Annotated in this window: 13 protein-coding genes; 10 read left to right on the top strand and 3 right to left on the bottom strand. The window is 64.4% G+C overall.

What is annotated here, in order from left to right:
• Positions 1 to 25: 25 nt before the first annotated feature.
• The 5 genes from AC1DFU_RS01425 to AC1DFU_RS01405 all read left to right on the top strand — a co-directional run bounded on the left by AC1DFU_RS01425 (position 26) and on the right by AC1DFU_RS01405 (position 4,950).
• A complete protein-coding gene (locus AC1DFU_RS01425; RefSeq protein ID WP_441592393.1) occupies positions 26 to 1,381 on the top strand; it encodes an MBL fold metallo-hydrolase in 1,356 nt (451 codons plus the stop codon).
• A 261-nt stretch (positions 1,382 to 1,642) separates the two neighbouring features.
• The gene (locus AC1DFU_RS01420; protein WP_441592392.1) at positions 1,643 to 2,245 is read left to right on the top strand and encodes a helix-turn-helix domain-containing protein; all 603 of its coding nucleotides are present in this window, start codon (positions 1,643 to 1,645) and stop codon (positions 2,243 to 2,245) included.
• Entirely contained in the window at positions 2,230 to 2,757 is a 528-nt protein-coding gene (locus tag AC1DFU_RS01415) for a GNAT family N-acetyltransferase (RefSeq protein WP_441592390.1), read from the top strand. Before AC1DFU_RS01420 ends, AC1DFU_RS01415 begins: the two co-directional genes overlap by 16 nt.
• A 327-nt stretch (positions 2,758 to 3,084) precedes the next feature.
• Entirely contained in the window at positions 3,085 to 3,615 is a 531-nt protein-coding gene (locus tag AC1DFU_RS01410; RefSeq protein WP_441592388.1) for a DUF2726 domain-containing protein, read from the top strand.
• Positions 3,616 to 3,885: 270 nt separating this feature from the next.
• Entirely contained in the window at positions 3,886 to 4,950 is a 1,065-nt protein-coding gene (locus AC1DFU_RS01405) for an oxidoreductase (RefSeq protein WP_441592386.1), read from the top strand.
• Between the two features lie 169 nt (positions 4,951 to 5,119).
• On the opposite strand, the gene AC1DFU_RS01400 is transcribed toward AC1DFU_RS01405, so the two are convergent.
• Complete coding sequence (locus AC1DFU_RS01400; protein ID WP_092295408.1) at positions 5,120 to 5,992, bottom strand: LysR family transcriptional regulator; 873 nt, start codon at positions 5,990 to 5,992, stop codon at positions 5,120 to 5,122.
• A gap of 139 nt (positions 5,993 to 6,131) precedes the next feature.
• Between AC1DFU_RS01400 and AC1DFU_RS01395 the strand changes: the two genes are divergently transcribed.
• From AC1DFU_RS01395 to AC1DFU_RS01375, 5 genes are all read left to right on the top strand, one after another.
• Positions 6,132 to 7,127 (top strand): NAD(P)H-quinone oxidoreductase, encoded by a 996-nt coding sequence (locus AC1DFU_RS01395; RefSeq protein WP_441592384.1) that lies wholly within the window; start codon positions 6,132 to 6,134, stop codon positions 7,125 to 7,127.
• A gap of 75 nt (positions 7,128 to 7,202) precedes the next feature.
• Positions 7,203 to 7,856 (top strand): GbsR/MarR family transcriptional regulator, encoded by a 654-nt coding sequence (locus tag AC1DFU_RS01390; RefSeq protein WP_092295411.1) that lies wholly within the window; start codon positions 7,203 to 7,205, stop codon positions 7,854 to 7,856.
• 3 nt (positions 7,857 to 7,859) lie between these two features.
• Positions 7,860 to 9,245, top strand: a complete 1,386-nt coding sequence (locus tag AC1DFU_RS01385) for a cytochrome ubiquinol oxidase subunit I (RefSeq protein ID WP_441592381.1) — start codon at positions 7,860 to 7,862, stop codon at positions 9,243 to 9,245.
• Complete coding sequence (locus AC1DFU_RS01380) at positions 9,242 to 10,279, top strand: cytochrome d ubiquinol oxidase subunit II (RefSeq protein WP_092295417.1); 1,038 nt, start codon at positions 9,242 to 9,244, stop codon at positions 10,277 to 10,279. Before AC1DFU_RS01385 ends, AC1DFU_RS01380 begins: the two co-directional genes overlap by 4 nt.
• 66 nt (positions 10,280 to 10,345) lie before the next feature.
• Entirely contained in the window at positions 10,346 to 11,269 is a 924-nt protein-coding gene (locus AC1DFU_RS01375) for an oxygenase MpaB family protein (RefSeq protein ID WP_441592379.1), read from the top strand.
• Positions 11,270 to 11,282: 13 nt separating this feature from the next.
• On the opposite strand, the gene AC1DFU_RS01370 is transcribed toward AC1DFU_RS01375, so the two are convergent.
• Positions 11,283 to 12,863 (bottom strand): MDR family MFS transporter, encoded by a 1,581-nt coding sequence (locus AC1DFU_RS01370; protein ID WP_441592378.1) that lies wholly within the window; start codon positions 12,861 to 12,863, stop codon positions 11,283 to 11,285.
• 169 nt (positions 12,864 to 13,032) lie between these two features.
• On the bottom strand, positions 13,033 to 14,991 hold the full coding sequence (locus AC1DFU_RS01365; protein WP_255370845.1) for a methyl-accepting chemotaxis protein: 1,959 nt from the start codon (positions 14,989 to 14,991) through the stop codon (positions 13,033 to 13,035).
• Between the last annotated feature and the right edge of the window lie 273 nt (positions 14,992 to 15,264).

Raw genomic sequence — 15,264 nt, 5'->3', positions numbered from 1 at the left:
CATCACAACAACTAGACGAGGAGACATGGTGGAACATTTGAAACGAAAAGCCCAAGCGGCGATCATCGGCGCGGGCATGGCCGTACTGGCAATTACCGCCGCTTGCGGAGGCAGCGACGATCCGCCGGCCGCATCGACGACTCCGGCCACACCCCCGGTCGTCGACCGCTTCGCGGCATTGACACCCGTCGATCCAGAGCCCGCCTATGCAACACAAATGGACCGGCACCTCGCGGCGGCGACGCGCGACGCAGGCGGGGATCAGGCGCTTCTGGATACGTACCGTAAGTACTACTGCATGTATCCGGAGAACAATACGGCCCTCCGCAGCCAAGTGATCGCAGACAATGCACGCCTGCCCCTGACGCAGATCTTCGACGACGTCTGGTACGTCGGCAGCCGCTATGTGGGGCAATACATCTTCCGCTCGCCGACGAGCTTCATGATCCTCGATGCGCTTAATAACGCCGCCGAGGTGCAGCAGTACTCGGTTCCTGCGCTGACGTCCCTCGGCGTCGGCGCGGCGCTTCCGGTAAAAGATCTGCTGCTCACGCATGGCCACGGCGACCACGACGGCGGCGCACTGGAAATCAAGACGACCTATGGCCCCCGCGTCCTGCTGGGTTCCGGCGACGCAGCGGGCAAGGCATACGCGCCCTATCAGATCGACTCGACCGATCCGAACCCTGTGACCATGACGCTCGGTGGCCGCGTGGTGTCGCTGCTTGCCACGCCTGGCCATACGCCGGGTTCGGTCAGCGCGGTCCTGCCCGTGCTCGACAAGGGCAAGCAGATCAAGGTGATCGTGGTAGGTGGGTCCGCAATTCCCGCAACGGTCAACGAATCCAGGAATTATCTGGACTCCGTGGAGCGCACCTACAAGCTCGCCCGATCGGAAGGCGTGGTCGGCTCCATCCACCCGCATCCGGTGTTCGACGGCTCGCAACGCAACATGGTGACCATCAACGCATCCGGCATGCCGGCGAACAATCCATTCGTCGTCGGCAATAAGAAGGTCCTGCGCGCTACCGCGATCTTGCGCCAATGCGCAGCCGCGATGGTTGCGCGGGTGGACACCACGGCAAACCTGTCCGTGTGGCGCGTCACGAAACTCGAGTTGCCCATTGGCGGCCCGAACATCAACGACGTGTCCGCACGACTGACGAGCGACTGGGGGCCGATACAGGGCAAGACACTGAACTTCTCCACGGCCTCCGGTAAAACCTGCGCCGCCACGACAAACGACGTGGGCGTCGCCCGCTGCACCAACCCCGGCTTCGCCGCAACGGATTCTGTCACCGTGACCTTCGATGGCGCTGAGGGCGATGGCACGACGGAATTGCCCAGCACAGAGACCGCGCAGATGGCATCGGCGACGTAAAGCGGACCCTTTGTCACCGGGACGACAGCGGTTCATCGGCCGCTGTTGTCAAAATTGCGGCCGGTGGATATCCAGTCTCCAAATGACGGCTCTGGGTCGCGAGCCGCCAATTGAGCCTGGCCGTCCTGTGAGTGTGGACCGACGGCCCGGTCCGGCCAGCTTCTGCCATTGGTCCTGAGCACACCGCCGTTGCGCGGGCAGCTTGACAAGCCCGCCCATCTATTCTAGTTTACAAGACATAAATTCTATTTTACTAGATGCATGGACATCAACGCTGTCATCGCTCGCCGCGTGAAAGAACTTCGCGATGCGCAAGGGTGGTCGCTCGACGCGCTGGCTGAACGCAGCAACGTCAGTCGCTCCGCCATTTCCCTGATCGAGCGCGGTCAGAGTAGCCCCACTGCTTCCGTTCTAGACAAACTCTCTGCCGCATTGAACGTCACGCTCGCCTCGTTGTTCGAGGAGCAAGCCGAGGAAACCTCGGATCCCTCACCGATGTCGCGCGCCAGCGAACAGGTCGTCTGGATCGATCCGGCGTCGGGGTACGTCCGTCGCAACCTGTCGTCCATCGCACCGTCCCCGATCCAGCTTGTCGAGGTGAGCTTTCCCGCTGGCCAGCGCGTCACGTACGAGACAGGGGCGCGAGTGACAGAGGTGCATCAGCAGGTCTGGATCATCGAAGGGACCATGGAAATGACCATCGGCGACAAGAGCTGGCGACTCGAAACCGGTGATTGCCTGACCATGCGCCTGGACGCGCCGATCACGTTCCGCAATCCAGCCAGAAAGCCCGCGCGCTATCTCGTGGCGCTCGCGAATATGTCCAACAACAATCCCAGGGGAAATGGATGGTCGGCAATGTGATCGTGCGGCGCGTCGATACGGAAGAAGCTCACGCTTGTGTGGAGGAACTCGCGGATGTGCTCATAGACTGCGTAGAAGGCGGCGCGTCGGTAAGCTTCATGCTGCCAATCGAACGGGAGAAAGCGACCGCGTTCTGGCGCAATGTCGCCGCCGATGTGGCACATGGCGGACGGGTTCTGCTCGTCGCTGAGGATGAGGCTGGACAGATTGTCGGCACGGTGCAAGTCATCATTGCACAACCGGAGAACCAACCGCATCGCGCCGATATCGCCAAGATGCTCGTACACCGCCGCGCCCGACGAAACGGCGTCGCACAGCAACTGATGGTTGCCGCCGAGGTTGCCGCGCGACAGGAAGGCAAAACTGTTCTGGTCCTCGATACCGTCACCGGGGGTGCCGCAGAACGGTTGTATCAGCGGGTAGGCTGGCACCGTGTGGGGGATGTTCCGAACTATGCGTTGATGCCTACCGGCGAGCTTTGCGGAACGACGTTCTATTGCAAGCAGATCTGATCGGTCCCGCCCCCGTTTTTCTCCTCCGCTTTGACACGCACGGGTTGAGACCGGTCGGCGCTCTTCGGCCAGAAGGCGCCGGTCGACATGCTCGCCTCGATTGCACACAATCCGGAGACAACGCCCGCGATTGCCTGCGGCAGCGAACGCCGGCCTCCTGCGAAGATTGCCTCTTCCGGTGCTGTGATCGCTTTGGCAAGTGTGGCTGGAACCCTCCGTTTGGGGCATGCGAGGTTATAGTCCTCTCGCCATAATCGGCGGTCGGGCCTCCGGGCACCGATATCGCCAGCTAATGCGGCACACAGAGCAAAAATATCGAGGGGTCATATGAAGGCATTGTTCGGCCTGGCGTTGTTCATGGCGCTCGTCTTTATCGTGCTAGGCGCGATGAAGACGAAGCGTGGCGGGGACGGGTCTTCGCAGCGCTATCAGTTTTCCCGCAAGGCACCATTCATGCGCGACGACGAAATCCATCTCTACGAGCGGTTAGTCATTGCCCTGCGAAACGCGCATGTGTTTCCACAGGTGGCCATGTCGTCTTTCGTGCAGCACAAAGGGAAGGAGTACGGCGCTCGGAGTCTTTTTTCGCAGAAGTATGTCGATTATCTCGTTTGTGAACGCGGGACAATGCGACCGCTGTATGTGATCGAGCTTGACGGCGCTTCGCATAGCAGCGCGCGGGCGAAGAAGCGGGATGGGCAGAAGAATCAGGTGCTGGAATCGGCGGGGATTCCGATCAGGCGGTACACGTCGAAGGACGTCGATTTCAAGGTAATTTTGTTGGATTTTGCATCGGTGGTTAGGCCGGCGGAATCGGTTGTGACTTCCGGGAGTCGGAGTGTGGTGAGCGTTATGTAATGGACGGACGAGCCTTGGACGGTCGGGTTCGGCCATGAAGAATCATTGGCATTCGCTTCCCAAAGTGGTCGTACACATGCTTGTTTTCCCGAGGTGCGCAATAGCAGCGTGTGACGACTGGTTTGGAAGTTTTCCCGGATATAATCAGTAAGATGGTCATAACAGCAACGCACAGACTGAGAAGATATGGCGGTCGCCGGCACGTGCGTCTGCCACGCTGGCTTACACGTTCGCATTTCAGAGATTGAAGTACTTCGGACTTAACTAGATATGCCAGTGTATGAGATATGTAGTGACGCGATTCAGCCATTAAAGAAAGTGGCGTTTTCGGAGCTAGGATTGCGTGAGCGCGGAGATATTCAACGGCTTCTGCGGGAATGCATCGACGTCATATCACCACATACGTTGGTTATCTCTGAAGAGTTCAGTGGTTGGTCTGAAGGCAACCGGCGGATCGATTTGCTCGGCGTCCACAAAACGGGTGATCTAGTTGTCATTGAGCTTAAGCGAGACGATGCAGGCCACATGGAGTTGCAAGCGCTCCGCTACGCCGCAATGGTGTCCACAATGACGCTTACCCAGGCAATTGACACGTATCAGACCTATCTGAGCGCTCGCGGGATGGCGGAGGAAGGAGCTGCGCAGAAGATCGCCGACTTTCTCGACGCCGACGCAAAATTCGGCGAATCCGTGCGCATAGTGTTGGCCGCGTCCACTTTCCACAAGGAGATCACATCGACGGTCCTTTGGCTTAACGACAGCGGTCTCAACATTTCGTGCGCCCGTCTGACGCCATACAGTAACAACGGCAAGGTGTTCCTCGACGTAGACCGATTTATCCCACTGCCTGGCGCGGAGGAGTATCAGATTGCTGTCAGAAACAAGGTGGCTTCTGAAAAAATCGCCGAAAGCGAGCGAGCCGCGCGTAATCTCGCAAAGTACTCCCTTCACACGTCGTCCAAAGACTTCGATTCCTTGAGCAAACGAGATTTGATCTTTAACGTTGTGAAGATCGCAATCGAATCTAACGTTTCCATTCAGCAGATTCAAGAAGCCATACCTTGGAAGCCACAACTCTTCGTGTCTGCGAAAGGCTCGCTTCGCATAGACGAATTCCTCCGACGAGAGGGGCCGCGTGCTATGGCTGCCGGCCAAAATCTCGAACGTAGCTACTTCAAAGATCAAAAGCGACTACTAGTTCATCACGATATGACATATCTCATGCGTCGAGATTGGGGACCCAAAACCGAGCAAGCTGTAAGGAATGTCATCGCCCTTCTACCTGAAGGCCACGGTGTCACTTACAGTGTTCAGGAAGCAGACGAATCCGCTTAGATCGAAGGTCCACCGAACGGCGATTTCTGGCAGGTTCTAGCGTCCCTTCCGGGTCGAGACCAGAAATTCATTGCCCGGGGCGGCCCGACTGCCTTGGGCTGGGCGCCCAGGTAAAACCGGTCCACCAATCAGGCGCACGCAAAAATAGCGCTATAGACACCGTTGCACCTCATCCCTCGGCCTCAAAGCGCGCCGCAATGGCATCGATCATCGCCCGAACCCTCGCGGTATGACGGAGGTCCTGGTGGGTGACCAGCCAGACTTCGTAGGCTGCCGCCCTTGAAAGCTCGGGCCAGATCCTTACCAGCCCATCCCGTTCGCCCATATGCACCGGCACCTCGCCGATACCGATATCGGCACGGATCATCGCTCGCAGCATCAGGCTTGAGTGCACACTGGCGACAATGCGTCCCGCATGGATAGGCTCGCCCACCAGCGTGGGCCTACTGCTGCCCGACAGGAACGGCTGATAGAGCACGAGATCGTGCCCCGTGAATCCCGTCCCACGTTCAGGCTCGCCGTGGCGACTCAGGTAATGCTCCGTTGCATAGAGCCCCACGCGCCAGCGGGCCAATCGCCGTGCCACCAGGTCGGGGCTTTCCGGTTTCTGGGTACGAATGGCGATGTCCGATTCGCGCCGAGCGAGGTTGAGCACTTGTGTGGAGGTGCTCAATTGCACCCTGACGTCCGGATGTTCGACGTGCAAGCTGGCAATCGCCGGGATCACGAACGCGAGTGCGAGCGAATCTGTCGTGGTCACCCTCACCTCACCCGCCAGCCGATTGTCCACACCTTGTGCCTGCCTGGCCAGTTCATGCGCGGACTGCTCCATCTTCTCCGCTGCTTTCAGGACACTTTCGCCAGCAGATGTCAGGGCGTAGCCATCCGACGCCCGAAAGAACAACGTGGCGCCCAATGCATGCTCAAGCGCGGCAATGCGCCGTCCGACAGTAGCCTGGTCCAGCCCCACTACTTTGGCGGCCTTGCGCAGCGTACGTTCGCGCTGCACGGCGAGGAATACCCGTGTGTCATCCCAGTTCATGCTGTCGGCCTTGTGATGCGTTTTTGCATTGGAGAAGCTGAATATTGCCGCATCGATTCATCGATGTGCAACTCTATACTGGCTACCAATGTTCGGGCGGCTGTCGTCCGGCGCAAGCGCGATCCACCAGGGACAAACCATGAAAGCCATCACCTTCGCCGAATTCGGCGACGCCGACGTTCTGCAACTCACCGATGTGCCGGATCCGGAGGTCAGGCCCCATGACTTGCTGGTGCGCAATCGTGCTGCCGGTCTGAACCGAGCGGATCTGACGCACAGGCGTGGGGGGTACGGGCGCACGAACTTCGGCGATTCGGACATCATGGGCCTGGAGATTGCCGGCGAGGTGATTGCAATCGGCTCAGAGGTGCAGGGTTTCGCCATTGGGGATCGCGTCATGGGAATCGTGGGCGGCGGCGGATACGCGGAGCTGGCACGCATCGACTATCGCATGGCCATGCACATTCCCGATGGGCTGGACGACGTGCATGCGGGCGCGCTGCCGGAAGTATTCGTCACCGCCTGGGAGGCGCTTGGTCATCTTGGTCGGCTGGCATCAGGCGAGTCGGTACTGATCCATGCGGCGGCTGGTGGCGTCGGCTCGGCCGCAGTGCAACTGGCGCACGCGGTAGGTGCCCGGGTGCTGGCAACGGCCGACGGCAGCAAGCGCGAAGCCGTAATCGGTTTCGGCGCCGATGTCGCCATTGATTACAAGACCGAAGACTTCGAGGCGGTGGTGAATAAAGTCACCGATGAGCGCGGCGTCGATGTGATTATCGATTTCGTCGGCGCGCCCTACCTGGCACGCAACATTCGCTCCCTGGGCTTTGGCGGCCGGCTGGTTCAAGTTGGCATCCTTGGCGGCATCCAAGGCGCCGAGCTTCCGCTGGATCGAGTGCTCTACCGACACCTGCAAATCATGGGAACGGTCATGAAATCGCGCCCGCCAGCGGTGAAACATGCCATGACTCGCCGGTTCGCAGATACGTGGCTTCCTCGATTTGCAAGCCACTGCCTGATGCCCGTCGTCGACAGCACGTTTCCGTTGAAGAATGCAGCTGATGCGCACCACCGCATGGAATCCAACCAGAATGTGGGGAAGATCATGCTGACGATGGCTTCTGTGACCTTTTGACGCACCGCAAAAACTCCTGCATGCCCCCTTGATCCGTATTAAACTTTCACAAATTACTGAAAGTTCGAAACGTTCATGCAGCTCTCGCCCCTGATCCAGCGCTTTGTCCTTCACTTTGGTGAGATGGGTAGCCGCTGGGGTATTAACCGGACGGTCGGTCAGATTTACGCCCTGCTCTTCACCGCCTCGCGCCCCCTCAATGCCGATGAAATCGCCGAATCGCTCGGTTTCTCGCGCTCCAACGTCAGTATCGGCCTCAAGGAACTGGAATCCTGGAGTCTGGTGAAGCTCTCCCACCAGCCGGGCGACCGCCGCGAGTACTTTTCCGCGCCCGATGACGTCTGGGCGATTTTCCGCACGCTGGCCGAGGAGCGCCGCCGCCGCGAGATCGATCCCACGCTGTCCATGCTGCGCGAAGTGCAGCTCGAGGCGGCCACCTCCCCGGAAGACCGCCACGCCCAGGCGCGCATGAAGGAGATGTACGGCCTGATCCTGCTGGTGACCACGTGGTTTGGCGACATGCAGCGGCTGGACGTCGCCACGCTGGAAAAGCTCATGCGGCTCGGCTCCCGTGTGACCAAGCTGCTCGACGTCAAGGACCGCTTCGCCAGTGCCATCGGCATGGGCGGCGACAAGAGCGCTGACAAGGGCGCCGACAAGTCCCCCGCCGCCGCCCCCAAGAAAGCCCCCAAGCCCCCCGCAAAGTCCTCCCGCCCCCGCAAGGAGTAGCCCGTGTTTGCCAGTCTCGACCCCGTGGTGCTGGCGCGCATCCAGTTTGCCGCCAACATCACGTTCCACATCCTTTTCCCAACGATCAGCATCTCGCTGGGCTGGGTGCTGCTGTTCTTCAAGCTGCGCTACGGCAAGACCGGCGATGAAAGCTGGATGGCCGCCTACCGCGTCTGGGTCAAGATCTTCGCCCTGACTTTCGCGCTCGGCGTGGTCAGCGGCATCACCATGAGTTTCCAGTTCGGCACCAACTGGCCTGGCTATATGGAAACCGTCGGCAACATCGCCGGCCCGCTGCTGGCCTACGAGGTGCTGACCGCCTTCTTCCTGGAGGCCACCTTCCTCGGCATCATGCTGTTCGGCATGCGGCGCGTCAGCAACCGCACCCACACCATCGCCACGCTGCTGGTGGCGGGCGGCACCACGCTGTCGGCGTTCTGGATCCTCGCGCTGAATTCGTGGATGCAGACCCCGGCCGGCTTCGAGATGATCGATGGCCGCGCCCACGTCACGAGCTGGCTCGAAGTCATCTTCAATCCGTCGTTCCCCTACCGCCTGACCCACATGCTGCTGGCGTCCGGGCTGACCGTGGCCTTCCTGCTGGCCGGCGTCTCGGCCTACCGCTGGCTGCGCGGGGACCATGGGCGCGATGTCATCCATGCGATGCGGACCGGCGTGGTGCTCGCGGCGATCCTGATCCCCCTGCAGATCGTGGCGGGCGACCTCCACGGCCTGAATACGCTCCATCACCAGCCGGCCAAGATCGCCGCGATGGAGGGCATCTGGAAGACCGAGAAGGGCGCGCCGGCTGTGCTGTTCGGCATTCCCAACGCCCGCACACAGACCAACGACTTCGAAATCGCCATTCCCAAGCTGGCCTCGCTCTACCTCGCCCATGACCTCGAGGGCGAAATCAAGGGCATCGACGCCTTCCCGGACCGCCATCCCCCCGTGGCCCCGCTGTTCTTCGCCTTCCGCATCATGGTCGGCGTGGGCCTGCTGATGCTGGCCGTGTCGTGGATCGGCGCGTGGCAGTTCCGCCGGCGCGGCGAGCCCGCGCCGTGGATGGCCCGCGCGCTGGTGGCCATGACCTTCTCCGGCTGGGTGGCGCTCGTCGCCGGCTGGTACGTGACCGAGATCGGCCGCCAGCCGTATCTGGTCTACGGCGTGCTGACCACGGCGCAGGCCGCCTCCAAGGTGCCCGCCGCGATGATCGCCAGCACGCTGGCGATGTACCTGGCGCTCTATCTGGCGCTGATCGTGGCCTATATCTCGGTGGTGTTCCACCTCGCCCGCAAGGCCGGCGCCCCGCCGGAGGATACCGCCGCGCCCGACGCCTTCCAGACACCGCAACCCGTCCTTCCCGGCCAACCCAGGAGCAAGTCATGAACCCGGCCACCCTTCCCGACCTGACCCAGCCGGCCGGCTGGATGCCGCTGGTCTTCCTGGCCCTGATGGGGCTGGCGATGCTGATCTACGTGATCCTGGACGGCTACGACCTTGGCGTGGGCGTGCTGCTGCGCCGGGCCGACGATGCGGACAAGGACCGCATGATCGCCTCGATCGGCCCGTTCTGGGATGCCAACGAAACCTGGCTGGTGCTCGGCGTGGGGCTGCTGCTGACGGCCTTCCCGCTCGCGCACGGCGCCATCCTGACCCACCTCTACCTGCCCGTGGCGATGATGCTGGCGGGGTTGATCATCCGCGGCGTGGCGTTCGACTTCCGCGTCAAGGCGCGCGATCCGCACAAGCCGTGGTGGAACTTCGCGTTCTATGCGGGCTCGCTGCTGGCCAGCTTCTCGCAGGGGCTGATGCTCGGCCTCTATATCACCGGCTTCCGCTACGACCTGCCGAACCTGCTGTTCGCGGTGGCCGTGGGGCTGTGCCTGGTGGCCGGCTACTGCCTGCTCGGCGCGAGCTGGCTGATCATGAAGACCACCGGCAGCCTGCAACTGCGCGCCATCTACTGGGCGCGGCGCAGCCTGTGGCTGACGGCGCTGGGCGTGGCAGCCATCTCGGTGGTCACGCCGCTGGTCAGCGCGCGGATCTTCGAGAAATGGTTCTCGCTGCCCAACATCATCCTGCTGGCGCCGATTCCGCTGATTACGCTGGGCGTGTTCGTGGGGGTGGAGCGGCTGCTGCGCAAGATGCGCGACCTGCACGCGCGCGGCAACGACCGCTGGTGCTGGGTGCCGTTCGCTGGCACGGCGGTGATCTTCCTGATGGCGTTCAACGGCCTGGCCTACAGCCTGTTCCCCTACCTCGTGGTGGATCAGATCGACATCTGGCAGGCCGCCAGCGCGCCGGAATCGCTGGCAGTGATCCTGATCGGCGCGGCGGTGGTGCTGCCCACCATCCTGGGTTACACGGTCTACGCGTACCGTGTATTCTGGGGCAAGGCCACGGACCTGCATTACTACTGATTTACTACTGATCCGTCCCCACTCATTGACCCGTGGCCCCGGGCGCCAGGGAGGCGCCCCAGCGGCATGTCCTCACGCGTCCCCGGCCCCCCCACGGAACCCGCCACCCCTCCGCTGCTGACCCGCCTGCGCAGCCATGCCGGCGCGCAGGTGCGCGCGCTCACACGCAGCAACTCCGGCCTGTCGATCGACTACGACAACCCGCCGGGCGATCCCGGCCTGTTCGGCCCCGATGCAGTCTGCTGGCGCGTGCATGGCGATTTCCCGGCGATGCTGGCCGGCGGCGTCAGCGCGCTGCTGCTCCAGGCGCTGCATCCGCTGGCGCTGGCCGGCGTGTGGGACCACTCCACCTTCCGCACGGACATGCAGGGCCGGCTCGGCCGCACCGCGCAGTTCATCGCCGGCACCACCTACGGCAGCCGTGCGGACGCCATGCGGCTGATCGAGCGCGTGCGCCACATCCACGCCAATATCAGCGGCCTCGCGCCAAACGGCCAGCCCTACGCCGCCGACGACCCCGCGCTGCTGACCTGGGTGCATGTGGCCGAAGTGTCGAGTTTTTTGGCGGGATACCTGCGCTATGTCGGCCCGCTCTCGGCCGCCGATCAGGACCGCTACTACGCCGAGGAAGCCACCGTGGCCGCCCTGCTGGGCGCGCCGGACGTGCCGAGATCCCGCGCCGAGGTACACGCCTACCTGGAAGCCCAGCGTCCCTATTTAGTTAACAGTGAGCGCACGCGCGAAGTGGTGCGACTGGTGATGGCGATGCCGGTGGCCAATCCGATGCTGGTGCCGGCCGTGCGGACCATGGCCGATGCCGGCGTGGCGCTGTTGCCGTCCTGGGCGCGCGAGGCGCTCGGGCTGCACCGGCGCTCGGTGCGCCGGACCCTGGCCGTGCCGGCGATGGGCGCGCTGGCGCCCACCTTGCGCTGGGTGCTCGGCCCCGGGCTGGCAGCCCGCGCCCGGCGGCGCGTGGCGCGCAGCGCGTAACAGGTAAGCCGGGTTATTCCGCCGCGCTGGCCGCGGCCGTAGCGGCAACCGGGCTGCCGCGCAGCGTGGTCTCGCGCAGCCGCATCACCAGGAACGGGGCGATCACGGACACTGCCGCGCTGAACAGGAACAGCGTGCGGAACGCCTGCTCGGCCGCCACGCGCACCGCCGCGGCGTCGCCATCGTTGGCCGCGCCCATCGCGCGCCGGAACATGCTCATCAGCACATCCTCGCCGCCGCTCAGGTCGCTCACGGCCATCCCGCTATGACGCAGCAGGGCGATCAGCACCGTGGTCAGCACGGCCACGCCCACCGCCCCGCCCAGCAGCCGCGAGAAAGCCGTCAGCGCCGTGGCGATGCCCACCTGCTGCGGCGGCACCGAATTCTGCGTGGCAACCAGCCCGCTCGGCAGTTGCAGGCCGATGGAGAGCCCGAGCACGATCATCACCAGCGCGGACGCCATCACGGCCTGCGGCGGCATGAACGCCAGCGCCACGATGGCCAGCGGCGCGATGATCGAGCCGGCCAGCTGCATCGGCTTGTAACGGCCGCTCCACGACATCAGCCGCCCGGAGATATAGGCGCCGAACGGAATCGCCAGCGTCAGCGGCACCAGCCGCAGCGCGGCGGTGTCGGCATGGGCGCCGCCCACCACCTGGAAGCGCAGCGGCAGCAACACCGACATCGCAATCAGCTGGAAGAAGCACAGGAACAGCGTGGTGCAGCAGATGGCCACCGTGGGCACGCGCAGCATCGACAGCGGAATCACCGGGTCGACGGCGCGCCGCTCCTGCCAGACGAACAGCACCATGCCGACGACGCCGGCCACCAGCAGGCCGAGGGTCTGGAATTCCAGCGGCGAGTGGCCCTGCCCCAGACGGGTCAGGAACACCAGCACGCCCGAGAGCCCGCCGCCGAACAGCAGCGCGCCGAGGTAGTCGATGCGGTGCCGGCGCCCGCCCACGGGCAGGTGGCGCAGCGCGCGGCGCACCACCACCAGCGCCAGCAGGGACAGCGGGATGTTGATCCAGAAGATCCAGCGCCAGGACAGGAAATGCGCCAGGTAGCCGCCGATGACCGGCCCGGCCATGCTCGCCACGGCCCAGACCCCGCTCACATAGCCCTGATAGCGGCCACGCTCGCGCAGCGGCACCACATCGGCGATGGTCGCCTGCGAGACCGAGATCAGGCCGCCGCCACCCAGGCCCTGGAGGATGCGGGCGAGGATCAGCATCGGCATGGTCGTGGCCATGGCGCAGAAAATCGACGCCAGCAGGAACAGGATGATCGAGAACGAGAGGACGGAGCGGCGCCCGAGCACGTCGGACAGCTTGCCGTAGATCGGCGTCACCACGGTGGAGGCAACGAGATACGCCGAGATCACCCAGGCCATATCCTCGAAGCCGTTGAGCTGCAGCGCGATGTCCGGCAGCACCACGGCCACGATCGACTGTTCCAGCGCGCCAAGCAGGATGGCCAGCATCAGGCCGAACAGCACCTGCATGACGGGCACGTCTGGCGGCGAGGCGTCAGGTGACCGGAGGGACGGCTGGGGGGATGACTGCTGGGGAGGCGGCACGGAAGGGGCGGACATGGAAGGCCTGCGTGGCAGACGGCGGCGCGACCGGCCGTGTCTGCTCTTGTCTGGTCAAGGAGAGCCGGTATTGTAGGCGCATGCCGCCGGCCCTGCTTGCCGAAGTGCCGCCCGGCTTACAGGCGGCTTTCAGGCGACGCTGGCGCCGCCTGAAAGTGGGGACGGTCGATCAGAACGTTTCCCAGTCGCCAGCCTCGACCGTGGCAGGCGCGGGCGCGGCTGCGGGACGGCGGCGGGCCGGCGTGGACAGCACGGGCTCCTTGCGCTGGGGCGTCACTGCCGGACGCGGCTTGGCGGGCGTGGCCGGCTGGCGCGCGGCCAGCACCGACGGCTGCGGCTTGCGCGCCACCGGCGGACGCACCGCCGCCGGCACGGCCGGGGCGCGAGCGCTGCGGGGTGCGGGGGCTGGGGCCGGGGCAGGCGATGCCTTGGCCGGCAGCGCAGGCGCTGCCGGACGGCTGATGGCCCGCACACGGGCGGGGGCCGGCGCAGCCAGGGCCGGGGTCTTTGCCGGGAGCTTGGCCGGGGCGGCCATGCGCGGCGCGGCCGTCATCACGGCCTGGGGCGCGCGCGCCTCGGGGGCGCGCACGCCGCCCAGGTCGAAGCGCGCCACCTCGGACACCAGCCCGCCGGCCTGCTGCATCAGGCTCTCGGCCGCCGCGCTGGCCTGCTCCACCAGCGCCGCGTTCTGCTGCGTCACCGATTCCATCTGGGTAATCGCCAGGCTGACCTGCTCGATGCCGGCGGTCTGCTCCTCGCTGGCCGCGCTGATCTCGCCCATGATGTCGGTCACACGACGCACGGCGCCGACGATGTCGTCCATGGTCTTGCCGGCCACTTCCACCTGCTTGGCGCCGTCCTGCACCTGGCGCACCGAGCTGTTGATCAGTTCGCCGATCTCCTTGGCTGCCGACGACGAGCGCTGCGCCAGGCTGCGCACCTCGGCCGCCACCACGCTGAAGCCCCGGCCCTGCTCGCCGGCGCGGGCCGCTTCCACAGCCGCGTTCAGCGCAAGGATGTTGGTCTGGAAGGCGATGCCCTCGATCACGCTGATGATCTCGGCCACGCGTGCGGAGGATTTCGAGATGCCATCCATGGTGTCGACCACGCTGCGCACCACCCGGCCGCCTTCCGTGGCCACATCCGAGGCGTTGACCGCCAGCTGGTTGGCCTGGCGGGCGTTCTCGGCGTTCTGGCGCACCGTGGAGGTCAATTCCTCCATCGACGCGGCGGTCTCCTCGAGCGAGGCCGCCTGCTGCTCGGTCCGCTGGGAGAGATCGGTATTGCCACTGGAAATCTCGCGCGCTGCCGTGTCGATCGAGCCGGCGGCCTGCTGGATGCCGCGTACCAGCACGCCAAGCTGGCCGAAGGCGCGTTCCATCGCGCCAAGCATGCGGCCCATCTCATCCTGGGTGCGCACGGCGATGGCGTGGCCCAAGCGGCCCTGGGCGAGCGCCTCGGCGGCGTCCAGCGCCTGGCCGGCCGGGCGCGTCACCGAGCGGGTGATGGCCAGGCCCAGCAGCGCGGCGATCGCGGCGGCGGCGGCCGCCAGGCCGATCAGCAGGTTGCGGGCAAAGACATAGTGGTCGGAAGCCTCGGCCACGGCGTCGATGGCCATCTTCCGGCCAGACGCGGCGGCTTCGTCGAGTTTGTCGAAATAGGCGCCCTGCGCCGCCGGCAGCGTCACGATCAGGCCGGCGCGGGCGCTATTGAAGTCGCCACCGCGCAGTTGTTGCATGACGAGGTCGAGCTGGCCGTTGTAGGTGGTCCGGGTCTGGTTGAGCTGCTCGAACATGGCCTTGGACTCGGCCCGGCCACTGGCCTCGATGATCTTGGCCAGGGTTTCCAGGCTGGCGCGCATCTCGTCGCGCAGCTTGTTCACCTTGTCGATGTTCTGGGCGGCCAGCGCCGGATCCTCGGTCAGCGTGGCGTCGCGCACCAGCACACCGATCTGCAGCGCCCCTTCCTTCACGTGGTTCAGGTCGATGACGCGCAGCAGGCGCTGCTCCACCGCCTGGTGCATCGCATCGTTCATCCCGCGCAGCGCCGTCACGCCCACGGCCGCTACGGCCGCCAGCAGCAACACCACCGCACAGAATGCCAGGGACAGTCGTGCCCCGATACCCATGTTTCGCAAGCCCATCTCAGCGTACCTTTCTCTCTTTTTCGATGTTGGATGTACGTCTAGCGTCCACCGGAATCCGGGTGTCGCCATCAGCGCTATCGGGCAGGCCGGTGCGCTTCTTGAGCGGAAAATCGAAATAGGGGGAAAAGTGCCGGCAGTTCGTCAAATTGCCGCGTCAACGACTGGCGTCTAATCTGTTCCGGGCACTCCGGCCCGGCCGATCACGGCCACTGCGGCAACAGACCGCGACGAAACGACGAGGGCAAAAAAAAGAAG

This window comes from Cupriavidus sp. 10L45, assembly GCF_056395225.1.
Note: the sequence above shows the minus strand (reverse complement) of the source record. Positions and strands in the feature narration are given on the sequence as shown.